Raw genomic sequence first — 24786 nt, 5'->3', positions numbered from 1 at the left:
TCAGAACCGGGCGATGAAGAGGACGAGGCCCGGCAGCGCAACCGTTGCAGCCAGTACCAGCGTCAGGACGATGTAGAACGGGATCTGGTAGCGCATCACCTCGCCCACCGAGCATTTTGCAATGCCTGCGGTGAGGAACAGCAGAAGGCCCACCGGCGGCGTCACGTTGCCGTAGACCAGCGCCAGGCACATGATGATGCCGAAGTGCACCGGGTCGAACCCGTAGCTTGCACCAAGCGGCGCGAACACCGGCACCAGGATGATGACCGCCGCGGTCACGTCCACCACGCAGCCGATCACCAAGACCACGCCCACCACCAGAATGATGGCGACGGATGGGCTCGCCGTCACGCTCTGGACCCAGGCGACCACCATCTGCGGCACCTGTTCCAGCGCCAGCACCCAGCCGAAGATGCCCGCCGACGCGATGATGAGCCCGATGATGCCGGTGGTGAGCGCAGCGTCGAACACGCTTCCCATCAGCCGCCGGAACCCCATCTCGCGGTAGACGAAGAGGCTGATCACCGCGGCGTAGACAACCGCCACCGCGCCCGCCTCGGTGGGCGTGAACACGCCGCCCAGAATGCCGCCGATGATGATGAGCGGGGCGACCAGCGCAGCGCTGGCGAGCCGCGCCGCCCGTGCCCGCTCGCGAAACGAAGCGCGCGCCTCCCCGCCCCAGCCCTTGCGGCGGGCCTGGACGGCATTCACCGCAAAAAGGCCCAGCGTGATCATCAGGCCGGGCACGATGCCGGACAGGAACAGCGCGCCCACCGAAACGCCGGCGAGCGAGCCGTAGATCACCATGATGATCGAAGGCGGGATGATCGGCCCGATGGCGGCGCTGGAGGCTTCCAGCGCCGCGGCGTAGCCGGCCGGATAGCCCGCCCGCTTCATGGCCGGGATCATCACCGAGCCGGTGGCCGACGCGCTGGCCGCGCTGGAGCCCGTCAACGAGGAAAAGATGGTGCTGGCGAGGACGTCCACCTGCGCAAGGCCGCCGCGCCAGTGGCCCACCATGGTCTGCGCAAAGCCGATCATCCGCCGCGCCATGCCGCCCTGCTCCATGATGGCACCGGCGAGGATGAAGAAGGGAATGGCGAGCAGCGAGGTGGAATCCAGAAGGACGAAGATGCGTTGCGGCACCACCGCCAGCGGGATCTGCATGTCCGACGTGAACAGCGCGAAGGCACCCGAAAGCCCCATTGCCGCCGCAACCGGAATGCGCAGCACGAGGAGGACGGCGAACGAGACGAGAAGCGGCGCCAGCATGTCAGGAGATGCCTTCGAGGGTGTCGGCGTCCGCCGCGGCGGGGTCACCGCGCACGAGGCCGATCAGGTGCTCGAGCACAAAAACCGCCGTCAGCGCACCGAAAATGGGGAGGATCGCCTGCACCCAGGCAATGGGAATGCCGGTCGCCGGAGACAGCGAGGTCCAGTTGAGCTGCATCAGCTGCCAGCCGCCAATGCCGACCAGCGCGGCAAAGGCGATCAGGCCGAGATCGGCAAGGATGAGGAGGCCGCGGCGCCCCTTCGGTCCGGCAACCTCTTCCAGCAGCGTGATGGCCATGTGGGTGCCACGCCGCGCCCCGATGGCGGCCGCCAGAAACACCATCCAGATGAAGCCGTAGCGGGAGGCCTCGTCGATCCAGCCGAGCGAATTTGCGAACAGGTAGCGCATCACCACCTGCCCGAACGTGATCAGGACGAAGAAGACGAACACGGCCGTGATCAGCCAGGCGATCAGGCGCTCGAAGAATTTCATGGCGGTGACAGTTCCTGTGACCCGGCGTGCAACGTCTCGCGGGTCACGGCCGGGGACAAGACGGGCACGGTCCGGGGGCCGGCCTCGGTCCCCGGACGCGCCTTGCGGGCTCTGCAATCAGGACTGAAGCATTTTCACCAGTTCGGCGCCCTCGGGGCCAAGATCGGCGGTGAGCTCGTCCCAGGTGGGCCGGACGATCTCGCGCAAGGGGGCGGTGTCCAGCGTGTTGACGGCAAGACCGCTGTCTTCCAGCGCCTTCAGCGCGGCCGCATTGTCGGCCCGGGCGGTGGCGCGCTGGGTCTGGAAGGCGGCCACCGCGGCGGCCTGCACGGCCTCCTGCTGCGCGGCATCGAGGCCGTCGAATGCCCGGCTGCCGATGACCAGGTGGATCGGGTTATAAAGGTGGCGGGTCAGCGAATAATATTTCGACACCTCGTTGAACTTCTGCTGGGTGACGGCGGCAGGCGTTCCCTCCGCCCCGTCCACAACGCCGGTCTGCATGGAGGTATATACGTCGGAGTACGGGATCGGCGTCGGCGCGGCGCCGAGCGCACGCATGGGCAGAAGGTGCAGTTTGGCCTCCGGCACGCGCAGCTTCAGGCCGTCGAAGTCCGCGGCACTCTCGATGGGGTGCACCGTGTTGAACACCGAGCGCCAGCCAAGCTCGCCCCACGCCAGAATGCGCATGTTGGCCTGCTTGGAGAGCGCTTCGGACAGCTTCTCGGAGAATTCGCCGTCCAATAGCGCGTCGGCGTGGGCTTCGTCGCGGTAGGAATAATACAGCGCCGCCGTCACCATGATCGGCGCAATGTTGGACGTATAGTCGGGGCCGGACGAGGTGATGTCCACCGAACCGAGCTTGATGCCCTCGTAAAGATCGCGAAGGTTGCCGAGCTGGCCGGCGGGGAACACCTTCACCTCCACCGCGCCGCCGGTTGCTTCGGCAACGCGGGCGGCGAAATCCTCGTAGCCCTTGTGGGTGGCGCTGTCGGTCGATTCGATGTGCGCAGCGCGCAGCGTCTTGGCCTGGGCACGGGCCACAAACGGCGTTGCGAGCAACACCGCACTGGCCGCCGCGCCGGTCATCAGGTTGCGCCGTGTCAGCGCCCATTTCGGGTTCGTGGTCATCCTGCTTCTCCCCATCTGGCCCCGCCAGTACCGGCGGATTGACGCGGAGCTTGCAGTGAAGCGGCCGATGCTGTCAAGATATTGGTTGGACCACTGGACCAATTCACCGGCGGAGCGGGCCTCGCCAGTCGCGGTTCGGGGTCGTTCAAGGGAGAGACACTTGCCGCAACCGGCCAACAAAACTCGCATCGCCGCCGTGAAGGTCGCGGCCTACCGCGTTCCGCTGACGCGGCCCTGGGTGTCCGCCGCCCACGCGATCACCCACCACGAGCACATTCTGGTGGACATCACCCTCAACAACGGCCTCACCGGCACCGGCTGGACGTCGACGATGGGAACGGCCGGCACTGCCGTGGAGGCGCTTGCAACCACGTATCTGGCGCCGATGCTGGTCGGGCGGGACGTTCACGAGCACGAGGCGCTGTGGTCGCTCCTGTGGAAGCGCAGTCACCAGCCGGGCGCGGGGGGCATTGGCGCCCTGGCCGTGGCGGGCTTCGACCTTGCCATGTGGGACCTTCGCGGCAAGGTCGCCGGTCTGCCGGTGCGCAAGCTCATCGGCGGTGCGGCGGACAGCCTCGAAGTCTATGCCAGCGCCGTGAACCTCCACCTCAGTGAGGCAGCGCTGGTGGATGAGACGCGGGCATTCCTCGACGCCGGCAACCGCCACTTCAAGATCAAGGTCGGCCGCGCGGATCTGGACGACGATCTTTCGCGGGTGGCGGCAGTGCGCAATGTGATCGGCAAGCGGCCGCTGATGCTGGACGCCAACCAGCGCTGGCGGCCCGGCGAGGCGCTGGCCCGCACCAGCGCATTCGCCCGCTTCAACCCGGTGTGGATGGAAGAGCCCATGGCGGCGGACGATCCGGAGAACCACGCGCGCCTTGCCGCCGTGTCGCCGGTCCCCGTCGCGCTTGGCGAGACCTTGTCCACCCGGCACGAATTCTGGCGCTACGTCGCGTCCGGTGCGGTGCACTATCTGCAGCCCAATGCGCTCAAGGTCGGCGGCATCAGCGAGTGGCTGAAGCTGGCGCACCTTGGCGCTTGCGCCAACCTCAACATTGCCCCGCACGGGGCGCTGGAGGCCTCGGCCATCGTTGCCGCTGCCATCCCCGGCTGTTACCCTGTGGAGAACATCGATGGTGGCAGCTTTGCCGACCAGGGGATCGTGCTCAACCCGTTGAAGATCGAGGATGGCCGCATCACGCTGACCGATGAGCCCGGCACCGGCGTCGCGTTCGACCGCGCCGCCCTTGCCCCCCACCGCATCGAACCTGGAACCGAAGTGCCCCTCGTCGACCCCGCCCCCTTCTTCGCGCGTGACTGACGCGCCGCCTCTGTCCGGCGCGCGCGCCGTCGCGCCCGTGCGCGTCTACCGCCAGGTTGCCGATGACCTTGAGCGGCGGATTTCGGCGGGGGAGTTCAAGATTGGCGAGAGGCTGCCGACCGAGCGCGCACTGGCCGGCGAATATTCCGTATCGCGCACCTGCGTGCGGGAAGCGCTGCTCGCCATGGAGATTGCGGGGCTGGTGTCGATCCGTGTCGGCTCCGGCGTGTTCGTCCTCGCCACCGAAATTCCGCAGACCAGGGCCCGCACCCTGCGGGCACATCAACATGGACCGAGCGAACTTCTGGAAGCGCGGCTGGTCATCGAACCGGAGCTTGCGGCCCTTGCCGCAGCGCGCGCCGGCGATGCCGAGATCGCGACCATCGCCGAAGCCATCGAGATCATGCGGGAGGAGCACCGGCTGGCCGCCGAGAGCGAACGGGGCGACCGCATCTTCCACTCCACCATTGCAAGCGCTGCCCACAACGGGTTGCTGCAAGCAATGATCGAGGAGGTGTGGACGGAGATGAGCGCCCCCATGTGGCAGGCGCTGCAAGCCCATATCCGCAGCCCGCTTCTGCGCCTTGGGTGGATCGAGGACCACGAGGCAGTGCTGGCGGCACTTTGCGCACGCGACCGGCGCCGCGCCCGCTCCGCCATGAAGGCACACATCGAAAGAGTGCGCGACACTCTCGACAAGGCCAAGTTTCTTTAGGCTCCGGTGCCTTTGTACCAGTCGAGGATCTGGCTGCCGCTCCACACCGCCACATCGTCCTTCGCGGCAATCTTCTCCAGAATCTTGCGCACATAAGGCGCGCGGTGCGGAACGCCGACAATGTAGGGGTGGAGCACCAGCGCCATGACGCGGGCGCCGTCCGCGCTGTCTTCGTAGAGCTGGTCGAACTGGTCGCTGGCGCGCTGGAAATATTCGCGCGCCGGGTGGTGCTGGATCAGCATCATCGCAACGTCGTTGCATTCCTGCGTATAGGGGATGTTGTGGATGGGGCCGGCGCGGGTGGCGAGCTCCACCGGCTGGTCGTCCAGCACCCAGTCGCACACATAGTCGTAGCCGGCTTCCACGAGGCGGTCCGGCGTTTCCCAGGTTTCGGTGAGGCCGGGGCCGAGCCAGCCGCGCGGGCGCGTGCCGGTGGCGTTCAGGATCGCCTCGGTGGTTTTCGCGATGTCGGCATCCTCGTCGTCCACCTTCTGCATGTTCTTCTGGGTATAGCCGTGGCCCATGAACTCCCAGCCGCGCGCGATGGCAGCGTCGGTAATCGGCCGGTAGGTCTCCACCGCCGTGCCGTTGATGGCGAGGACGGCCGGGAGGCTCAGCGCATCGAACATTTTCAGGAGGCGCCAGAAGCCGACGCGGTTGCCGTATTCGTGCCACGCCCAGTTGGGAATGTCGGGCGTGGGCGCGCCGCCGGCAGGCGGGGTCAGCACCGTGCGCGGCATCGTCTGCGTCGGGTCCCATTCCTCGATGTTGACGATGATCCAGACCACCATCCGCTTGCCGTCCGGCAAAGTGAGCGGCGCGCGCTCGGTGATGGGCGAATAGGCAAGGCGTTCGTGCGGCAGCATCGGCAGATCCTTATCGAACGGCGAGCCAGGCTCCGGTGATGACGAGGGCGAGGCCGGCCAGCTTCTGCAGGGTGAGCGGAACGGTGGCCGAGCCGAGAAGCCCGTAGTGGGCAACAACGGCCCCCACCAGAAGCTGCCCCGCCACCACCACCACAAAGAACAGCGACGCCCCGATCCGCGGAATGAGGTGCGCCGAGCCGACAATCATCAGGAACGCGCCAATTCCGGTGAGCGGCAGCCAGAGCGAAAGGCTGCGGATCCGGGAGAGATCGGAGACTTGCCCGGTTGCCACCGTCGCGATCAGCGCGGTGCTGAGGCCAACGATGAAGAACGGCACGGTCGCGAGCACCGGCGAGCCGAGCGCCCGCCCCATGGTGCCGACGAGCGGCAGGTAGAGCGCCATGACGGCGCCCACACCAAGACCGAGGAGAAGGTAGACCGGCTGCACCCCCTACCCCATCAGCCCGGGCAGGAACATGGAGATTGCCGGGATGTAGGTGATCAGCGCCAAGACGATGAGCATCAGCGCGATGAACGGGATCACCGCCTTCACCACTTCCAGATAGGACACGCGGAAGGTGGTGATGCCGATGAAGAGGTTGAGGCCGAAGGGTGGCGTCACCATCCCCAGCGCCACGTTGGCGACAATCACCGCGCCAAGATGCACCGCGTCGATGCCAGCGCCGAGCGCGGCCTGGTACATCAGCGGCGTGAGCACGATGATGAGCGAATTGGGATCGGCAAACATTCCGGCAATGAGGAAGAGGACGTTGATGATCGCAAGAATGGTGAACTCGGAAGAGCCGGCAAGGCTTGCCGTCACCTGCTGCGGGATCTGCGACAGGGTGAGGAAGTAGGTGAGCACCGTCCCCGCCGCCACCAGAATGAGGATAATCGAGATCGTCCCCGCCGAGGATGACGAGATGCGGAAAAGCTCTGGCACAGTGAGCTTGCGGTAGATCAGCACCTCGACGAACATGGCGTAGACGCACGCGAACGCCGCCGCCTCGGTGGGCGTGAACGCACCGCCATAGATGCCGCCGAGAATGATGACGGGCAGCCCCAGCGCGAATGCCGCCTCCTTGGTCTTCACCAGCCGTTCGGACCACGGGGCCTTGCGGTCTGTCGCGATGTTGTGCCGCCGCGCGTAGATATAGGCGTAGATGCACAGGACGATGGTGAACACGAAGCCCGAGCCGAGGCCGGACAGGAAGACCGCACCGATGGAGGTGTTGGTCTGGAGCGCATAAAGGATCATCGCAACCGACGGCGGGATCAGCATGGCGAGCGTCGACGCCGTGACGATGAGCCCGACCGCAAAGCCGCGCGAATAACCCTGCCGCACCAGCGCCGGGAACACGATGGGGCCGATGGACACCACCGCCGCCGGGCCGATGCCGGACATGGCGCCGAACAGCGCGCAGGCAAGGATGGTGGCAATGGCAAGACCGCCGCGCAGATGCCCGCAGAAGCTTTCCACCATGGCCACGAGGCGCGAGCCGATCTGCCCGCGCGCGATGATGTCGGCTGCGAAGATGAACAGCGGGATCGCCAGCAGCGAGAATTTGTTGACGCCGTCGACCATCCGCTGCGGCAGGACCATCCGCGGAATGGGCGGGGCAAACAGCTCGAACGTGCCGAAGGTCGCGGCAAGGATTGCAAGGAAGATCGGCGCGCCGATGACGAGAATGAACAGCGACGAGCCGAGGAGCAGCGATACGGGCATCAGGTGCGCTCCTGCGGCGTTGCGGGCTGGGTGTCCGCCGGTTCGGTGTCGACAGGATCGGCAAGGGCCGGGAGCGGCGGCAGGGTGTTGGTGATGGCGCGCACCAGTTTTTCGAGGAAGGCCACCGTCATCAGGACGGCGCCGACGCAGACCGGCGCAAAGAAAAGCCCGCGCGGCACGGGCAGCGTGGTGCCAAGCTGGCCGGTGCCAAAGGAGAAGGCGCAAAGCTGCCAGGCGCGCCAGGCCAGATAGGCCATGGTGAAGGTGCCGATCAGCGCCGCAATCCCGCGCAACGCGCGTTGCACCGGCATCGGCACCACGCGCACCAGAAGGTCGATGGAGACGTGCCCGTCCTCGCGCAGCATGGTGTAGGCCGCGACGAACGTGATCCAGACCGTGAGGAGACGGGCAAGCTCCTCACCGCCCAGGAACGTGGCGCCGATGGTGTAGCGGCCCGTCGCATTCAGGAAGATCGTGAAGGTCACGATGAGGAGGGCAATGCCCGCCGCCACCGAGACGAGCTTGTCGAGCGCGCCGAGAGCGGCGCGCGCGACGGTCAGGAAGAACGGCACGGGCTGTGTCCTCGACCGGCCGATCAATCTTCCATTTCAGCTTCGAAGGCGCCCACGATCGCTTCACCCTCTTCGCCGTTGGTCTCCACGTAGAACTGGCGCACGGTGGGAAGGATGGCGTCGCGCAGGGCGTTGCGCTCTTCCTCGGTCAGCTCGACAACGGTGAGACCGGCCTTTGCAAAGTCCGCCATCGCCTCGTCTTCCTGCTTCATCGTCTCCGAGAAGGTGAGTTCGTTGGCGCTGGGCATCGCGGCTTCGATGGCGGTGCGGCATTCATCCGAGAGGCCATCCCAGAACGGCTTGTTGACGAGGATGACCTGATCCAGCGTGCCATGGTTGGTCATGGTCAGGTGGCTCTGCACCTCGTGGAACTTCATGTTCCAGGAGGTGGGGTTGGGGTTTTCCTGCGCGTCGATGGCACCGGACTGGAGCGCCGAGTAGGTCTCCGGGAAAGGCATGGTGACGGGGGTGAGCCCCAGCGCCTTCTGCTGTTCGGCCAGCACCGGGGACGGCATCACGCGGGCAACGAGGCCGTCATAGTCCGGCAGCGCCTTCAGCGGGCGGTTGGCGGTCCACTGCTTGTAGCCGGTGCGCCACACGTCCAGCAGGACCATGTTGTGGTTGGCCATTGTCGCGCCAAGCTTCTCCATGGCGGGACCGTGCTGAAGTTCGTTCAGCTTGTCGGCGTCGGCGGGCCAGAAGAACGGCAGGTCGAACACGCCGAACAGCGGCTCGGTGCCGACAATGTAGGACGCCGGCATCACGCTCATCTCGATGGAGCCGAACTGCACACCCTCGTTGATGTCGTTGAACATGCCGAGCTGGCCGGAGGGGTAGACCTGCACGTCGAGGTCGCAGGTGTCATCTGCCTCGATCAGCTCTTCCAGCTTGCGGGCGCCAAGGTCGCGCGGATCGCCAGCGGGCAGGATATGGGCAATCTTGAGCACTTGCTGGGCATTCGCGTCCGGGGCGAATGTTGCGCCGGCCGCCAGAGCAAGGCCGAGGGCTGTCGTCACATTGAGGGCGATTTTCATGGCTGCCATCCTTCTGGGACCAGGGTTCGGGTGCCGTGCGGTGTCGGTTGCCACCACTGGCTGTTGCACCAATCCTGCAAATGACGTGCCATTAGTCAAGCAGACTTGACCAGGAAGAAAGTTCTTTTGTTGCACAAACCTCAATAGGTCGGCGGCGAGTTGACCCACACGACACGCACCTCGATGTCGCCCGCATTGCGGTATCCATGGGGGCGCTTGGAGGAGAAGAAGAACGAATCGCCCGGCCCCAGCACTGCGCGATGATCGTCCACGGTCAGCTCCAGCGAACCGTCGATGACGTAGCCCATCTCCTCGCCCTCGTGGCTGATGAGGCCGTCCGACGCCCCGCCCGGCGCAACGATGTGAAGCTGCGCCTGAAGGATGCCGTCGATCTCGAACGGCGTGAGGCTTTCCAGAACGATCCCGTCACCATGGCGCAGCGGATGGCTGACCAGTGTCGGCCGCCGCCCCTGCCGCAGGACGAAGGGGGCGCCGGCATCGGGCTCTGCAAACAGGTCGCCGATGGACGTGCCGAGCGCACGGGTGATCCGGTGCAGGGTGTTGATCGAGGGGCTGACATTGCCGTTCTCGATCTTGGACAGCATCGATTCCGAGCAGTGCGCCAGCGCTGCCACGTCTTTCAGGCGGAGGTGAGCGGCCCGGCGCATTTCCCGCAGGCGCAGGCCGACGCCCACCTCGTCCCGTTCCTCCAAAGCTGCGCTGTCTTCCATCCGAACCCTCCGGAGCCCACCAAAGTGACTTTACAAATGAGAAAGGCCGCTTGATTATCAGTCAAGCGCACACTGATGCGCCGGCGGGTGCGGTCTGCGCCTGCCATGCGATCAGCGTGCCAGACATATCCGGCGGCGCAAGTCCGCCAACAAGAGTTTCGTCGCCGCCGTCCCCAGCCCATGAAGCTGGCCCGGCGGGACGCTGCACGGAGCCACAGACATACCATGACCCAGACGACGCCGAGCCAGCGGATCGACTTCAGCCCCATCGTCGATCGCCCGCCCCTCAAGCTGCCGGACGGCGTGCGCCTCGTGGTGTGGCCCATCGTCAACCTGGAGGTCTGGGAAATCGAGCGGCCGATGGCGCGCCAGATCCTCCCCGCCCCCACCGGACAGACGCTGACGCCGGACATCCCCAACTGGGCCTGGCACGAATACGGGATGCGCGTCGGCTTCTGGCGCCTGAAGGCCGCGCTCGACCGGATGAACATCACGCCGACCCTCTCCATCAACGCCGGCGTCTGCGATGAGTACCCCCAGGTTGCCGCCGCGGCGCGCGATTCCGGGTGGGAGTTCATGGGCCACTCCTTCGTCCAGATGCCGACGCACAAGCTGGAGGACCAGGAGGCGACGATCATCAAGTCGCTGGAGACCTGCGAGAAATTCACCGGCAAGCGCCCCATCGGTTGGCTGGGTCCGGGCCTGACAGAGACCTACGAGACCCCGGAACTTCTCACCAAGCACGGCGTGAAATATTGCGGCGACTTCGTCTTCGACGACGAGCCCACCGTGATGCGCACCGACAATGGCGAACTGATCACGCTGCCCTACACCGTGGAGCTCAACGACATTCCGATGATGCTCGTCCAGCACCACGAGAGCGAGTACTTCGCCCGCCGCGTGATGGACCAGTTCGACCGCCTTTACTTGGAAGGCGCCGAGCGCGCGAAATTCCTTTCCGTCGCCGTCCACCCGTACATTTCCGGCGTCCCGCACCGGATCAAGTATTTTGAGGAGATCTTCGAGCGGATGGCCGGCCACGAGGGTGTCGAGTTCTGGACCGGCGAGCAGATCCACGACTGGTTCCAGACCACCCGGCAGGGCGCCTGAGCCATGGCCGACACAGAGAACATGATCGACGCGGCGCCCGACGACCTGTCGCCGCATTACGAGCCGATGGGCTGGCACCACTGGCCCGAATTCCCCTGGCTGTCCTACCAGTTTCGCCGGGGCCTCGGCGAAACGCAGGAAGGCGGCGGCGCGGTCTCCGAGCATTTCCTTGCCGCCTCGCGCATGATCCCCGGCGACAAGGAAAGCTGGCACCGCGAGTACATGACGGTCGCCGAAAACAATTTCGCGCGCGCCACAGAGGCGGAGAGCGCCGGCCACATCCAGACGGCAATCAACGCCTACCGCCGCGCCGCGGACCTCTACCGCCAGGCCGAGTTCCACCTGGAGCCCGACGACCCCCGCCGCCTCCCCGTCTTCGAGAAAATGGAGGCGTCGTCCCAGGGCTTCCTGCGCCACCTCAACCCGCCGGGCGAAGTGGTGGACATTCCCTACGAGGACGGCAAGCCGATCTGCGGCTACTTCGTCCGCGCGCCCTTCCCCGGCGACAGGATGCCGGTGCTGATCTGCTTCGGCGGCCTCGATTCCATCAAGGACGAGATGTGGTTCATGCAGGCGCACGGCGCCTTGCAGCGCGGCATCTCGGTGCTGATGGTGGACCTTCCGGGCCAGGGCGGCACGCTCCGCCGGCACGGCCTCACCGCCCGCGCCGACACCGAAGTTCCGGTCAGCGCCTGCATCGACTACCTGCTCACGCGGGACGACGTGGACGCCGACCGCATCGGCTGCTGCGGCTCCTCCATGGGCGGCTACTATGCGGCCCGTGCCGGGTGCTACGAGAAACGCCTTGCCGCAGTCATCGCCCACGGCGCGATCTGGTCGGTCCACGAGATGTGGGGCGACAAGGACGACAGCTTCGGCCTTGCCATGCACATCCGCTGGGTGATGGGCGGCAAGACCATGGCCGAGGCACTGGAAACCGCAAAGGCCTTCACGCTGGAAGGCCACATCGGCCACATGTCCTGCCCCTTTCTGGTCCTCCACGGTGGCCACGACGTCCTCACCGTAAAGGCCGCCACCCAGACCTATGAGGCGGCCGTTGCGGAAGGCGTCGATGCCACGCTGCGCATCGTCGCACCGGAAGAAACCGGCGCGGAGCACTGCCAGCACGACAACCCGACGCTGGGCCAGGAGATCCTGGCCGACTGGCTGGCTGACCGCTTCGGCATCGACCAGCGCGCGCTTCTGAAGACCGCATGGGCGCCGCTGACATGAACCTCGGCGTCGATGCCCCCCGCGCGGCCCTTGTCGCCATCGACTGCCACCGCGGCCACCTCGACCCGGCCGTGGCGACGATGCCGGTCGCCGCCGAGGCGGCGGAGCGCGTGATTGCAGCCAACAAGCGGCTGATGGACTGGTGCCGCAGTGCCGAAATTCCGGTGATCCACATCGTCACCCGCTACCGCAATGCCACCGAAATTGCCGCCAACCCCTTCTGGCGCACCCGCGCCGAAGATCCGGCCGCGACACGCAAGAACGTGCTCAGGCACAATCTCGACGGCATGCCCGGCTGCACCGTGATGCCGCAGCTTCTGCACCCCGCCGACCGGATCGTCGACACCAAAAAGCGCTACGACTGTTTCCGCGCCACCGACCTCGACTTTCACCTTCGTGCCCACGGGATCAACACACTCATCATCACCGGCGTGAATACGAACTCGTGCGTGATGGCCACCACCACCGCTGCCAACGTGCTCGACTATGCCGTCATCGTCGCCAGCGACTGCGTGGACACCATGGACGACCCTGCGCTGCACGACGCGGCACTCGCCATCATCGACACTGCGTTCGGCTGGGTGCGATCCACTGAAGAGATCATGGCGCTCGGCCTTTCCGGCGCCCGGAAGGGAGACGACTGATGGTCGAGGTGCGCAAGAAGGCGCTGATCGAGGTGAAGCTCGAGGCCCACTGCCCGACCATGAGCCTGACGGAAGTGAAGATGCGCGGCCACTCGATCGTGGTGGACGAGCCGCCTTTCCGTCACGGCACCGACGTCGGCCCCACCCCGCTCGAAACTATGCTTGCCGCGTTGATGAGCTGCACCCACGTGATTGCCGCCCGCATCGCCCACGAGCGCGGCGTCGCGCTCACCTTCAAGGGCATGTCCTGCGTCGGCTATCTCGACCATCGCGGCATCGACAGGGAGGCCGACGTGCCGGTCCCCTTCCCCCGCGTGGTGCTCGATATTCGAGCCGCAACCGACATGGCCGAGGCCGACCTCCCCGGCTTCCGGGATGAACTTGAGGAGCGTTGCCCCATGTCCGTGATCCTCCGCCAGGCCGGCACCAGGATCGAGCAGAACTGGACCTTCGCGTGATCATCGACGCGCACACCCACACGCTGTGCCCCGCCGTCAACGCCATGGTGGCGGACCATATCGGCCCAGAAAGCATTCCCTACCAGCGCGACATGTCGGCCGAGAGCAAGGCGGCCGACAAGGCGCAGTTCGCCGAGCTTTCGGACAAGTTCAACAACATCGAGAGGCGGCTGGCCGACATGGCGGCCATGGGCGTCGATTTTCAGGTGGTCGCCCCCGCCCCCGGCCAGCAGCATTACTGGGCACCGCCCGCGCTGCTTGCCGAAGTGAGCCGCGCCCAGAACGAGCACGTTGTGGCAATGGTCGCCAAGGCGCCGGACAAGTTTGCCGGCATCGGCACGCTGCCCCTGACCGACCCCGAGGCGTCCGTCGCGGAGATCGCGTGGGGCGTGAAGGCAGGCCTCCGCGCCTTCCAGATCGACACCCGCGCCGACACGCGCGAACTCTCCGATCGCGCGCTCGACCCGGTGTATGATGCCCTGCAAAGCCACGGCGCCGGGTTGATGATCCACCCGCTGGGCTTCTCCGATGGCGCGCGGCTCTCCCCCTTCTTCATGGTCAACTCGGTTGCGCAGCCGCTGGAAGAGCTGATCGCGTTCAACCACCTCGTTTTCGGCGGTGTGCTTGAACGATTTGCGAAGCTGAAGGTCTATATCCCCCACGGTGGCGGTTTCGCGCCGTCCTACATCGGCCGGTTCGACCACACCTGGAAGGTGCGGCCCGAAGTGCGCTGCCTCTCGCCCGAGCCGCCGTCGCACTACCTCAAGCGCCTCACCTTCGACACGTGCGTCTTCCGGCCGGACGATGTGGCGCGGCTTGTCGCCCTCGTCGGCGCCGAGCGGGTGATGCTGGGGAGCGACTACCCGTTCGACATGGGCGACACCGACCCCGTTGGCACCTTGCGCGCAGCGGGCCTCACCGAGGCGGAGTGCGCCACCATCCAGTCCGGCGTCGCTGCGGCATTCTTCAACCTGGACGCTGCCGCCTAGAGGCCCGTGTTGCGCTGCGGCGGCGGGCGCGGCACTGTCGCGCGGACACCGAGGAGAACCACCGCACGATGGCCGACCCCACCACGGACGCCCGCATTCCCGTCACCATCCTCACAGGGTTTCTGGGCGCCGGAAAAACGACGCTGCTTCGCCGCATCCTCAGCGATGCAAAGGGGGTGCGCTACGCCGTCCTCATCAACGATTTCGGCGCCCTCAACATCGATGCAGAGCTTGTGGTGGAGCGCACCGCGGACAGCGTCGCGCTGGAAAATGGCTGCGTCTGCTGTTCCATCCGCGACGATCTGGTGGAGGCCATTGCGGACCTTCTGGCCCGGGACGACAGCCCGGACCGGCTGATCATCGAGGCAAGCGGCGTCTCCCGCCCCCTCGCCATCGCCGACGCGCTGGAACAGGACGCGCTCAGCACGAAGACCGTGCTCGACGGCATCTTCTGCCTGGTCGACGCTGACAGCTTCTCCGACCTCGACTTTTCCTCCACCGAGCTTGCGCTCGATCAGGTGGCAGGGTCCGACATGGTGGTCCTCAACAAGGTCGACCTTGCGCAAGCCGCCACCATCGAAAAGGTGGAGACGACCCTGCGCGGCGCCCTGCCACGTGTGCGTATCCTGCGCGCCACCAATGCCGATGTGCCGAACGAACTCCTGTTCGGCCCGCGCGAGACGGCACCGCGCAACCCCGACGCCAGCCACCATCACGACCATGCGCACGACCACGACCATGACCACCACGACCACAGCACGGAGTATGCAACGTGGCAGTGGAGCACGGACAAGCCGGTGGAAGCGCGCCTCTTTCGCCGTGCGCTGAACCAGCTTCCCGTCGGGCTTCTCCGGGCCAAGGGCGTCCTGCGCACCGATGCGGACAGCCGCCGCCTCGTTTTCCATCTCGTCGGCAAGCGCAGAGAGATGGCGTTCGAGGAACACCCCGCGCCCGAAACCAGCACGCTGGTTGCCATCGGCCGGCACGACCAGATCGACCCCGAGGCCCTTGCCGCATTGTTCGAGGGTTGCCTCGCACACGCTCCGGCAAGCTGACATCCCGATCTGCGGACGCAAAAAAGGGCCGGCATCATCTGCCGGCCCTTTTTCATTTCAGCGGCGCAGCGCCCGTCAGTCGCGGAAGCGCTGGCGGGTGGCCACACTGGCAACAATGGTGAGGATCAGCGTCGTCCCCATCAAGACAAAGGCCACGGCCGCAGCGGATGGCCACGCGTTGAGCTGGAACTGGCTGTAGACCACAGGCGCCATCATCCGGAATTCCGGACCACCCAGCAGCACCGGCGTTGCATAGGCATTCATCGCCAGGATGAAGGTGAGGATGCCGCCGGCGGCGATCCCCGGCAGCGCCATCGGCCAGAGAACCCGCCGGAACATGGTCATCGGCGGCGCCCCGAGGCTGAACGCCGCCTCTTCGAGGTTCCGGTTGATGCCCTCCAGCACGCTTTGCAGCGTCAGCACCATGTAAGGCAGGTTCACTGCAATGATGCCGATGATCACCGCCGTTTCGGTGAACATGATCTCGGTCGGCTCCGTGGTGATGCCAAGGTCCATCAGCGTGACCGACAAGAAGCCCCGGCTGCCGAACAGCGTCATCCAACCGGCCGCACGCACCGCATTGCCCACGAACAGCGGAATCACCACGGCAATCAGCAGGAGATTCTTGAACCGCGTTTGCGTCCGCGCCAGCACATAGGCGAGCGGAAAGCCGATGACGAGGCAGATCGCCGTCGTCATGAGGGCCACCCGGACCGTCACGAAGAAGACACTGAGGAAGTACGAGTCGGTGAAGAACTCCACGAAGTTCTTCATCGTGAACGCTTCGATCATCCCCATCCGGGAATCGAAATCGTTGAAGCTGTAGCGCAGGAGGATCAGCAACGGGCCAATCACGCCCAGCGCGACGATGAACGTCGCGGGACCGATCAGCGACGCCGCGCTGAGGACGAGACGTCCCCCGCGCGGGCCGGAATCAGAAGTGGAAGCGGCCACTCAGGCCGCTCCGCAGGTCAGGGCAATCGCTGTGATCAAGCCTTGAACTCCCGGTCCCACCAGGTCTTGAGGTCGACGTCGTTTTCGAGCATCGCACCGAAGTCCATGGATTTCAGCTGCTCGATTTCTTCGGGCTTGAAGCCGATGCGCTCGTTGAGGTCGGGCGCGACGGTAGCGTTGGTGACGGTGGGGTTGTAGCCCATGTCGATGGCGAAGTTTTCCTGTGCGCCAGGCTCCAGCATGGCGTTGAGGTAGGCCCACGCGCCTTCCGGATTGGGCGAGTTCTTCGGCACCACAAAGCCAGACACGTAGGAGATCGCGCCACCTTCCGGCCACGATGCCTTCACCGGGATGCCGGCGTTCTGCCACTGCACCACACGGGCCTTCCACATGATGCCGGTGGCGATCTCTTCGGCTTTCATCCCCTGCGCGAATGCCTCGTTGGTGGGGTAGATCCGGCAGCCGGCCTTGCGCACTTCCATCAGCAGCGCCTTGGCGGCCTCGAAGTCGGTCAGGGTGCCGGTTGCGGCGAGCGATGCGGCGACGACGGTGTACTGGTACTGGATGTCGATGATGCCCAGCTTGTCGCCCCATTTGGGGTTGAACACGTCGGCGTAGCTGTGCGGAATTTCGGCTTCGGACACGAGATCGGGGTTATAGACCGGGACCTTGGCCGAATAGATGTGGCCGACGCCGTACTCATACTTCATCGAGGGAAGCAGGTTCTTGGCGTTGGGGATCTTCGAATAGTCGATCGGCTGCGTCAGGCCGAGCTCGTACACCTGGTACATGTTGGGACCGTTGAGGCCCTGCACGTCGGTGGAGCCCTGCGGCAGACGGCGCTCGGCCATCATCTTGGCGCGGCGTTCCGGGTCGCCGGCCTGATCCTGCAGGACCTCCCAGCCCTTGTCGATCAGGAACGGCTGCTCGATGTTCTTGTTGAGGAGACGCGCATAGTCGCCGCCCCACGTGCCGACAACTGCGGTTCCGGCGGACTGGGCGCGCACGATGGACGGCATACCCAGCGTCGACAGCCCTGCCGTTGCGGCAATCCCCTTCAGCACGCCGCGGCGGCCGATGCCCTTGTCAAATTTCGTCATTGCTCACTCTTCCCTGTGTTCTGGCCCGGCCACCGCCGCGGCCCTTTATTCCTGAAGGTCTGCATCGGCGGGGAACACCGCCGAGGTGGCCGCCCAGCCGACGTGAACGGTCTCGCCCACGCCGGGCAGCGCGATGTCGTGGTTTGGCACCTGCGCGATCACCTGATCCTCCGGCGAGAGGCGGATGTGAATGTCGATCATGCCGCCCAGATAAGAGACGAACTCCACCTTGCCCTCGAATGTGTTTTCAACATCCGCAATGGGCTTGGTGTCGACGAACACGCGCTCCGGGCGCAGCGCCATCACCGCAGGCCCCTCCACAGTGGCGGCGCAGCGCACATGGAGCCCGCCGCGCGTGGTCAGGTCGTGTCCCGACATGGTGCCCTTGAGGAAGCTCGACCGGCCCACGAAGTCCGCCACGAAATGGTCCGACGGGCGCTCGTAAAGATCCTGCTGCGTGCCGATCTGCCGGATGCCGCCAGCGCGCATCACCACAAGCCGGTCGGCCATGGTGAGCGCCTCTTCCTGGTCGTGCGTCACCATCACCGTGGTGATCCCGAGGCGCTGCTGCAGGTTGCGGATTTCCACCCGCACCTCGCCGCGGAGCTTTGCGTCGAGGTTGGAGAGCGGTTCGTCGAGCAGCAGCACATCCGGCCGGAAGGCGAGCGCGCGGGCAAGCGCCACGCGCTGCTGCTGGCCGCCGGAGAGCTGGCGCGGCAGCCGGTCGATCAGATGGTCGAGGCGGACGAGTTTCAGCGCCTCCACGATCTTGGTGTCGATCTCCGCCTTCGGAACGCTGCGCATCTCGAGGCCGAACGCCACGTTCTGGCCGACGGTCAGATGCGGAAACAGCGCGTAATTCTGGAACACAAGGCCGGTGTTGCGCTTCCAGGGCGGCAGCATCGTGACGTCGCGGCCACCAATTTTCACCGATCCCGCGGTCGGCTCCACAAAGCCCGCAATCATGCGCAATGTCGTGGTCTTGCCGCAGCCGGACGGGCCGAGGAGGACGAGAAACTCCCCCTCCGGCACGTCGAGCGTGACGTCACGCGCGGCATGGAAATCACCATAGCGCTTGGTGAGATTGTCGATTTCGAGGCGCGCCATCAGACCACCCGTGAGAGTTTGACGAAGCGGTCGGTGATCAGCATGGCGACCGCAATGATGAGGATCTGCAGGACGGAGATGGCCGCAATGGTCGGGTCGATCTTCCACTGGAGATATTGAAGGATGGCGATGGGGAGCGTGGTCCGCCCCGGCCCGACCAGGAACAGCGAGAGTTCAAGGTTGCCGAACGAGGCGACGAAACCGAACATCGAGCCTGCCACGACGCCCGGCAGGATGCCCGGCAGGGTAATCCGGCGGAAGGTGGTGAGACGGTTGGCGCCAAGGTTCTGCGCGGCCTCTTCCAGTGTCCGGTCAAAGCCGGAAAGGCTCGCCATGATCAGCCGCGTCATCCACGGGATCACCAGAAGGACGTGGCCGAGCACCAGCCCGCCGAACGAGTTCATCACCGAGTAACCGGACAAGATGGTGAACTCGACGAGCATCACATAGATGGCAAAGCCAAGGACGATACCCGGCACGATCAACGGCATCAGAAGGAGGTTGTTGGCCGCCCCCCGGCCGAAGAATTTCAGCCGTGACAGGCCGATGGATGCAGGCAGTGCAACCGCAAGGCCGATGAGGGTGGCAAGAATGCCCACCTCCGCACTGATGATGAAGGCATCAATGAACCGGTCGTTGGCAATCGCCTGACCGTACCACTTGAGGGAGTATCCTTCGGGCGGATAGGACGGGATCTCCTGGCTGTAGAAGGACAGCCAGGTGATGAAGATCAGCGGTGTGAGAATGTAGACGAAGGCAAGGAATGCCGCCGTCTTCAGCGCCCAGCGGCCCGGCCGCAGCCGAAGCCACGGCCGGCGCGAAGGCGACGAGGTTTCTGCCGTAACGCTCAAGCCGCCGCCCCGAGCCGGTTCTTGTAGAACGCACCACCCTTCACGATGGCCGACAGGTGCGCGCCCTGCCCTTCGAGCAACGTCACGTCCTTGGTCGGATCGCCGTCGACCACAATGAGGTCGGCCCACGCATCCGGCGCAATGGTGCCGAGCTGGCCCGGACGGCGCACCACTTCCGCCGCAATCGTCGTCGCGGCCCGGATGACGGTGATCGGCTTCTGCACCTCGGCGCGGATGGAGAACTCGCGGCTCTGGTCTTCGGCAAGATCGCCCAGAAGGTCGGACCCGTAGGCGACCTTGACGCCGGCTGCCTCGCAGATTTCCAGCGACTTGTAGCCGCCTTCAAGCACCACGGCGTTCTTTTCCAGCATCACAGGCGGCATACCGAACTGCTCGGCCCGCTCCCCCATCGCCACATAGGCAACAAGGTTGGCGACAAGGTAGGCGCCGTTCTCGGCCATCACCTTGGCGGCGCTCTCGTCGATGAGGTTGCCGTGCTCGATCGTGCGCACGCCGTTGCCGGCCGCACGCTTGATCGCCTCGGGCGAATAGGCGTGAGCGCAGACATAGCGGCCAAAGGCTTCCGCCTCCTCCACCGCCGCTTCGATCTCCTCAACGGTGAACTGCAGCGAATCCAGCGGATCGTTGGGTGAGGCAACGCCGCCCGACGCCATGATCTTCACCTGGTCGCAGCCCTGGCGCATCTGCTCGCGCACCACCTTGCGCACTTCCTCTTCGCCGTCGCAGACGACGCGGAGATAGGCGGCGGTGTTGCAGCACGGGCAGCTGAAGCCGGGGTTGGTGCGGGCGCGGCCGTCCGAATGGCCGCCGGTCGGGCCGATGGAGCGGCCTGCGATGAACAGGCGCGGACCCGGAATGATGCCCTTCTCGATGGCGGTCTTCATGCCCCAGTCGGTGCCGCCGGTGTCGCGCACGGTGGTGAAGCCGCGGTCGAGCATTGCCTTGATGCGCTTGGCACCGCGCGCGGCGGCCAGGGTCAGCGGCACGTCTTCCATGCGCCGCATGTAGACTTCGTCGTGCATGCAGTGGACGTGGCAGTCGATCAGGCCGGGCATCAGCACCTTGCCCTCGCAGTCGACCACGGTGGCGCCGGACGAGGTGATCGGCGTGTCCGACACTTCGCGGATCTTTTCGCCCTCGACCAGCACCTCGTAGCCGTCGCGCGGTTCGTCGAACGCGGGATCGAGGAGGCGGAGATTCTTGAACAGGAACATCTGGCTCATGGCCGGGCCTTTAACGCTGCACGGTGGAAGGGGGCGCCGGTCAATGCAGCGTCCTCTTGTGAATGGCGCCATCCTTCATGATGAGGCTCATGTGCTTGCCCTGTTCGCCGAACAGCGACAGGTCCTTCAGCGGGTTGCCGTCGATCACCAGAAGGTCGGCAAACGCGCCGGGCTCGAGGCAGCCGAGCTTGCCTTCCTGGCGCAGCACCTTGGCGGCGATGGTGGTGGCCGAGCGCACGATGTCGAGCGCGGGCACGACCTCGCTGCGCAGCTCGAACTCGCGGCTCTGCTCGGCCTGAAGCTGTCCCAGAAGGTCCGAGCCGTAAGCGACGGGAACGCCGGCGCGCTTGCAGATCTCCAGCGAGCGGAGGCCGCCTTCAATCACCACGTCGTTCTTCTCCAGCATGTCGGAAGACATGCCGTAGTCCACCGCCCGCTCCTTCATCGCGTAGTAGGCGACAAGGTTGGCGACGAGGAACATGTCCTTGCCGGCCATCAGCTTGGCGGATTCTTCGTCGATCAGGTTGCCGTGTTCGATGGTGCGCACGCCGGCGTGGGCCGCGCGGGTGATCGCTTCCGGCGAATAGGCGTGGGCGCAGACGTAGCGGCCGAAATTCTGCGCCTCGTCCACTGCCGCGGCCACTTCGCCCACCGAGAACTGAAGCGAATCCAGCGGGTCGAACGGCGAGGCGACGCCGCCCGACATCATGATCTTCACATGGTCGCAGCCCTGGCGCATTTCCTCGCGCACGGCCTTGCGCACCTCGGTCTTGCCGTCGGCAACGCCCATGCAGAAGGCGAGCGCGTTGCAGCAGGGGCAAAGCGCGCCGGGATCGGTCCGGCGGCGCATGTCGGAGTGGCCGCCTGTGGGGCCGAGCGCGCGGCCGGCAATGAAGAGGCGCGGGCCGACGCAGTAGCCCTGATCGACGGCGGCTTTCAGCCCCCAGTCGGCACCGCCGGTGTCGCGCACGGAGGTGAAGCCGCGGTCTAGCATCCCCTTCATGGCGGCCATGGCGTGGGCGGACATCAGCGTCAGCGGCATCGTTTCCATGCGGCTGATGAAGACTTCGGCGAGCACCACATGGACGTGGCAATCGATCAGCCCCGGCATCAAGGTGCCGCCGGCACAGTCGACGACGCCGGCATTGGGTGCGGAAATCGGCTTGTCGGAGACTTCGCGGATGAGATTGTCTTCGACCAGAAGCTCGTAACCGGGAAGGATGTCATCCTTCGTCGGGTCAAGCATTGCGAAGTTTTTGAACAGGATCTGCCCCAAGGAGCGGTCTCCGATTGTTTGTGAGCGGTGGGGTTACGCGCTGGCGCAAAAAGAATGCGCTAGCAAATATCAATGATCAAGGCGTGAGTTGGTGAACTTTTGGGCGTGATTATGCCTCATAACCGAACGGGTCATCGACGGTGTGGCAAGGCCCCGAAAACCATCGCGGGCCGTCCTTCGAGATGTAGGCGCAGTCCTCCAGGCGGATGCCGAATTCTCCGTAAATGCAAATGGTTGGCTCGATGGAGAAGCACATGCCGGGCGTGAGCGGGGTGGTGTTGCTGCGCACCATGTAACGCTCCTCGTGGACCTCGAGGCCGATGCCGTGGCCGGTGCGGTGCGGCAGGCCCGGCAAGCCATAATCCTTGCCGAAGCCGGCATTCTCGATGACCCCGCGGGACGCATCGTCGACCGCGTGGCACGGCGCGCCGATCTGGGCTGCCTCGAAACCGGCCACCTGTGCCTTCTTCTCAAGGTCCCACACTTCGCGCTGGCGCGCCGTCGGCTCGCCGAACACGTAGGAGCGCGTCATGTCGGAGCGGTACCCGCCGACAAAGCAACCAAGGTCGAACAGCACCATGTCGCCGTCCTTCAGCGTCTGGGGATAGTCGACGCCGTGGGGATAGGCAGAGGCCTCGCCAAACAGGATCAGCGGGGCGGACGGGGTTGGCGTTGCGCCAAGACGGCGGTGCGCTTCCTGCACGAAGGCCTGCGCCTCGGTGGTGGTCATCCCCTCGTGCAGCACCCGGGCAACGGCTTTCTGCACCGTTTCGGTGACGGAAAACGCCATCTGCATCAGTGCCAGCTCGGCATCCGATTTTTCCGAGCGGAGCCGTGACGCAACCTCGGTGCCGCTGATGAAATCGTAGCGGTTACCGTGTCGGCGCAGTCCGTCGAAGATGTAGAACGGGGTGGCCGGGTCCACCGCCACCACGCCATTTTCGTAACCAAGGCTGGCGATGGTGTCGGCCACCAGTGCGGTGGGGTCCTCGTGCTCTTCCCACACGCGGATGTCGTCGCCGAACTTCAGCATCGAGCGCGTCTTCGGCTCCTCGAACGCGGGGCTGAGGTAGGTGACGGGGCCTTCTGCGGGAATGATCGCGCCATGCAGCCGCTCGGTGAGCTTCAGGTTCACGCCGGTGAAGTAGAAGAGGTTGACCGAGGTATCGAGATAGAGGGCGGAGATGCCCTCCTTTTTCATCAGTGCCTGGGCGCGCGCCACGCGGTCCTGATGCTCGTCGACGCCAATCCGCTCGATGCCGGCGGTCATCGAAACCATCTTGTCGAGCTCGTCCTGCGCGGACGATCCACCAACGCCAATCGTCATCGCGTGCACACCGTCACTGTCAAAGCCGCGTCCATTGTCTGCTCCGTGTTCGAATAGAGATCGGGCGCACTCGTGCCCGATATGAGGTATTGCAAACATGCACTGCCGCCCGATCCGGGCCGCGCGTAACATGAGGTCTTTTCATGGACATGACTGCTTTCACCCGCGCCATTGCCGCGCCGAACCAGCCGACCGCCGCCTTCGAGGCGCTTTGCGACATGGCGGCGGCGCACGTCGGCGTGAAGCTCTTCACCGTGCTCACCATCGACCAGACGGCGGGGCTGCTGCGCCGCAGCTTCTCCAACATGCCGGACGCCTACCCTGCCAAGGGCACCAAGAAAATGACCGACACCCGCATCACGGACACGATGCTGAAGGATCGCACGTGGGTGCTGAGTGACGGCGCCGACGAAGTAAAGGCCAATTTCTTCGACCACGAGCTGATCATGTCGCTCGGCTGCGAAAGCTGCCTCAACGTCCCCATTGTGGTGGCGGACGAGGTGCTGGGCTCCATCAACCTCCTGCACGACGCCGGGCATTACACGCCGGAGCGGATCGAGGCTGCACAAAAGCTGAGCCACGCCGCCGCCACCGCGCTCCTGATCGAGCGTCAGTGGGGCGATTTGCTCGAAGCCTGACATCAGATTGACGGGTTCGCCACGGCCACCGGCGGCCGTGGCGGACGCTCCGCCAGAAGGCCCGTCGGCTTGATGCGCATGATGAGGATGAGAAGGCTGCCGATCACCATTTCGCGCAAGGCTGCACCCTGCGCGCCGGAAAGAACGGGCAGCATTCCCTCCAGAAAGCGGCTTCCTTCCAGAATGACCATGACGAGGAAGGCGCCGACCACCGCGCCGGTGGCATTGCCGGTGCCGCCCGCCGTCAGCGACAGGAAGATGTAGATGGTCAGAAGCGGGCGGAAAATGTCCGGCGCAATGTAGCTGGTGAAGTGGGCGTAAAGAACGCCGCCGAGGCCGAGGAGCGCGGCCCCCAGCGCAAACGCCTCCACCTTCATGCGGCGCACCGGCTTGCCGGCCACCGCGGCTGCGGTCTCGTCGTCGCGCAGTGCGCGCAGGGCCCGGCCGTAGGGGCTCCCCATCATGCGGCGCGACAGGAACCAGGCAACCGCCACCGCAACCATGGTAATGGCGGCAAACAGGGCATTGAACTGAAGCGGCGAGAGTGCGCTGCGGAACGGTCCCGGAATGCCGGAAATCCCGTCCGACCCGTTGGTCAGCCAGATCTCGTTGGCTGCCACCAGGCGGATCACTTCGCCAAACCCGAGGGTGACGATGGCGAGATAGTCCCCCCGCAGCTTGAGCGTCAGCTGCGAGACCAGCGCGCCAACCAGCGCCGCCGCCGCCATGGCGCACACTGCCCCCAGCGGGATCGGCAACCCCGCAATGGTGGTGAGCGCCGAGACATACGCGCCAACGGCAAAGAAGCCGGCAAGACCGAGGTTGATCATCCCCGTCATGCCCCAGATGACGTTGAGGCCAAGCGCCAGCATGGCGTAGATGCCGGCGAAGGTGAGTGTGGCCAGAAGGTAGCTCAGCATGCCTCAGCCTCCGGCCTGC

At 65.5% G+C, this 24786-nt stretch carries 26 protein-coding genes; 9 read left to right on the top strand and 17 right to left on the bottom strand.

Annotated elements, in window-relative coordinates; all coding sequences use genetic code 11:
* From RDV64_RS15180 to RDV64_RS15170, 3 genes are all read right to left on the bottom strand, one after another.
* Entirely contained in the window at positions 1–1272 is a 1272-nt protein-coding gene (locus RDV64_RS15180) for a TRAP transporter large permease (protein ID WP_309195762.1), read from the bottom strand.
* A 1-nt stretch (position 1273) separates the two neighbouring features.
* Complete coding sequence (locus RDV64_RS15175) at positions 1274–1765, bottom strand: TRAP transporter small permease (RefSeq protein ID WP_309195761.1); 492 nt, start codon at positions 1763–1765, stop codon at positions 1274–1276.
* A 117-nt stretch (positions 1766–1882) separates the two neighbouring features.
* Complete coding sequence (locus RDV64_RS15170) at positions 1883–2893, bottom strand: TRAP transporter substrate-binding protein (RefSeq protein ID WP_309195760.1); 1011 nt, start codon at positions 2891–2893, stop codon at positions 1883–1885.
* Between the two features lie 160 nt (positions 2894–3053).
* Here RDV64_RS15170 and RDV64_RS15165 point away from each other — a divergent pair, with 160 nt between their 5' ends.
* Together RDV64_RS15165 and RDV64_RS15160 are read left to right on the top strand one after the other, a co-directional pair.
* Positions 3054–4217 (top strand): mandelate racemase/muconate lactonizing enzyme family protein, encoded by a 1164-nt coding sequence (locus RDV64_RS15165; protein ID WP_309195759.1) that lies wholly within the window; start codon positions 3054–3056, stop codon positions 4215–4217.
* Positions 4210–4932: an FCD domain-containing protein gene (locus RDV64_RS15160; protein ID WP_309195758.1), complete on the top strand. Its 723-nt coding sequence runs from the start codon at positions 4210–4212 to the stop codon at positions 4930–4932. Before RDV64_RS15165 ends, RDV64_RS15160 begins: the two co-directional genes overlap by 8 nt.
* On the opposite strand, the gene RDV64_RS15155 is transcribed toward RDV64_RS15160, so the two are convergent.
* The 6 genes from RDV64_RS15155 to RDV64_RS15130 all read right to left on the bottom strand — a co-directional run bounded on the left by RDV64_RS15155 (position 4929) and on the right by RDV64_RS15130 (position 9861).
* On the bottom strand, positions 4929–5798 hold the full coding sequence (locus RDV64_RS15155; RefSeq protein ID WP_309195757.1) for a polysaccharide deacetylase family protein: 870 nt from the start codon (positions 5796–5798) through the stop codon (positions 4929–4931). The two genes, RDV64_RS15160 and RDV64_RS15155, sit on opposite strands and share 4 nt — an antisense overlap.
* Positions 5799–5808: 10 nt before the next feature.
* A complete protein-coding gene (locus tag RDV64_RS15150) occupies positions 5809–6246 on the bottom strand; it encodes a DMT family transporter (RefSeq protein WP_309195756.1) in 438 nt (145 codons plus the stop codon).
* A 3-nt stretch (positions 6247–6249) separates the two neighbouring features.
* Positions 6250–7524: a TRAP transporter large permease gene (locus RDV64_RS15145; protein ID WP_309195755.1), complete on the bottom strand. Its 1275-nt coding sequence runs from the start codon at positions 7522–7524 to the stop codon at positions 6250–6252.
* Positions 7524–8096 carry a TRAP transporter small permease gene (locus tag RDV64_RS15140; RefSeq protein WP_309195754.1) on the bottom strand — a complete coding sequence of 191 codons (573 nt, stop codon included), beginning with the start codon at positions 8094–8096 and terminating at the stop codon, positions 7524–7526. The genes RDV64_RS15145 and RDV64_RS15140 overlap by 1 nt, the downstream gene beginning before the upstream one ends.
* 23 nt (positions 8097–8119) lie before the next feature.
* A complete protein-coding gene (locus tag RDV64_RS15135; protein WP_309195753.1) occupies positions 8120–9130 on the bottom strand; it encodes a TRAP transporter substrate-binding protein in 1011 nt (336 codons plus the stop codon).
* Positions 9131–9270: 140 nt separating this feature from the next.
* On the bottom strand, positions 9271–9861 hold the full coding sequence (locus RDV64_RS15130) for a cupin domain-containing protein (RefSeq protein ID WP_309195752.1): 591 nt from the start codon (positions 9859–9861) through the stop codon (positions 9271–9273).
* Between the two features lie 225 nt (positions 9862–10086).
* Here RDV64_RS15130 and RDV64_RS15125 point away from each other — a divergent pair, with 225 nt between their 5' ends.
* From RDV64_RS15125 to RDV64_RS15100, 6 genes are all read left to right on the top strand, one after another.
* Entirely contained in the window at positions 10087–10971 is an 885-nt protein-coding gene (locus RDV64_RS15125) for a polysaccharide deacetylase family protein (RefSeq protein WP_309195751.1), read from the top strand.
* 3 nt (positions 10972–10974) lie between these two features.
* Positions 10975–12204, top strand: coding sequence for an alpha/beta hydrolase (locus RDV64_RS15120; RefSeq protein WP_309195750.1), 1230 nt, complete (start codon positions 10975–10977; stop codon positions 12202–12204).
* Entirely contained in the window at positions 12186–12848 is a 663-nt protein-coding gene (locus RDV64_RS15115) for a cysteine hydrolase (RefSeq protein ID WP_309195749.1), read from the top strand. The genes RDV64_RS15120 and RDV64_RS15115 overlap by 19 nt, the downstream gene beginning before the upstream one ends.
* Positions 12848–13306 carry an OsmC family protein gene (locus tag RDV64_RS15110; RefSeq protein WP_309195748.1) on the top strand — a complete coding sequence of 153 codons (459 nt, stop codon included), beginning with the start codon at positions 12848–12850 and terminating at the stop codon, positions 13304–13306. The genes RDV64_RS15115 and RDV64_RS15110 overlap by 1 nt, the downstream gene beginning before the upstream one ends.
* Positions 13303–14295 carry an amidohydrolase family protein gene (locus tag RDV64_RS15105; protein ID WP_309195747.1) on the top strand — a complete coding sequence of 331 codons (993 nt, stop codon included), beginning with the start codon at positions 13303–13305 and terminating at the stop codon, positions 14293–14295. The genes RDV64_RS15110 and RDV64_RS15105 overlap by 4 nt, the downstream gene beginning before the upstream one ends.
* A 68-nt stretch (positions 14296–14363) precedes the next feature.
* Entirely contained in the window at positions 14364–15350 is a 987-nt protein-coding gene (locus RDV64_RS15100) for a GTP-binding protein (RefSeq protein WP_309195746.1), read from the top strand.
* 75 nt (positions 15351–15425) lie between these two features.
* Here the strand turns inward: RDV64_RS15100 and RDV64_RS15095 are convergent, their stop codons facing one another.
* The 7 genes from RDV64_RS15095 to RDV64_RS15065 all read right to left on the bottom strand — a co-directional run bounded on the left by RDV64_RS15095 (position 15426) and on the right by RDV64_RS15065 (position 23209).
* Positions 15426–16304 carry an ABC transporter permease gene (locus tag RDV64_RS15095; protein WP_309195745.1) on the bottom strand — a complete coding sequence of 293 codons (879 nt, stop codon included), beginning with the start codon at positions 16302–16304 and terminating at the stop codon, positions 15426–15428.
* A gap of 35 nt (positions 16305–16339) precedes the next feature.
* On the bottom strand, positions 16340–17404 hold the full coding sequence (locus RDV64_RS15090) for an extracellular solute-binding protein (RefSeq protein WP_309195744.1): 1065 nt from the start codon (positions 17402–17404) through the stop codon (positions 16340–16342).
* Between the two features lie 45 nt (positions 17405–17449).
* Positions 17450–18511 carry an ABC transporter ATP-binding protein gene (locus tag RDV64_RS15085; RefSeq protein ID WP_309195743.1) on the bottom strand — a complete coding sequence of 354 codons (1062 nt, stop codon included), beginning with the start codon at positions 18509–18511 and terminating at the stop codon, positions 17450–17452.
* Complete coding sequence (locus RDV64_RS15080; RefSeq protein WP_309195742.1) at positions 18511–19362, bottom strand: ABC transporter permease; 852 nt, start codon at positions 19360–19362, stop codon at positions 18511–18513. The genes RDV64_RS15085 and RDV64_RS15080 overlap by 1 nt, the downstream gene beginning before the upstream one ends.
* The gene (locus tag RDV64_RS15075) at positions 19359–20606 is read right to left on the bottom strand and encodes an amidohydrolase family protein (protein ID WP_309195741.1); all 1248 of its coding nucleotides are present in this window, start codon (positions 20604–20606) and stop codon (positions 19359–19361) included. The genes RDV64_RS15080 and RDV64_RS15075 overlap by 4 nt, the downstream gene beginning before the upstream one ends.
* A gap of 40 nt (positions 20607–20646) precedes the next feature.
* A complete protein-coding gene (locus tag RDV64_RS15070; RefSeq protein WP_309195740.1) occupies positions 20647–21852 on the bottom strand; it encodes an amidohydrolase family protein in 1206 nt (401 codons plus the stop codon).
* Between the two features lie 139 nt (positions 21853–21991).
* On the bottom strand, positions 21992–23209 hold the full coding sequence (locus RDV64_RS15065) for a Xaa-Pro peptidase family protein (protein WP_309195739.1): 1218 nt from the start codon (positions 23207–23209) through the stop codon (positions 21992–21994).
* Between the two features lie 143 nt (positions 23210–23352).
* On the opposite strand from RDV64_RS15065, the gene RDV64_RS15060 reads away from it, so the two are divergent.
* Positions 23353–23847, top strand: a complete 495-nt coding sequence (locus RDV64_RS15060; RefSeq protein ID WP_309195738.1) for a GAF domain-containing protein — start codon at positions 23353–23355, stop codon at positions 23845–23847.
* A 2-nt stretch (positions 23848–23849) separates the two neighbouring features.
* Here the strand turns inward: RDV64_RS15060 and RDV64_RS15055 are convergent, their stop codons facing one another.
* Positions 23850–24767, bottom strand: a complete 918-nt coding sequence (locus RDV64_RS15055) for a branched-chain amino acid ABC transporter permease (protein WP_309195737.1) — start codon at positions 24765–24767, stop codon at positions 23850–23852.
* Positions 24768–24786 lie beyond the last annotated feature (19 nt).

The sequence above is a fragment of the Acuticoccus sp. MNP-M23 genome, assembly GCF_031195445.1.
GTDB lineage: Bacteria > Pseudomonadota > Alphaproteobacteria > Rhizobiales > Amorphaceae > Acuticoccus.
This window is presented reverse-complemented; position numbering and strand designations above follow the sequence as displayed.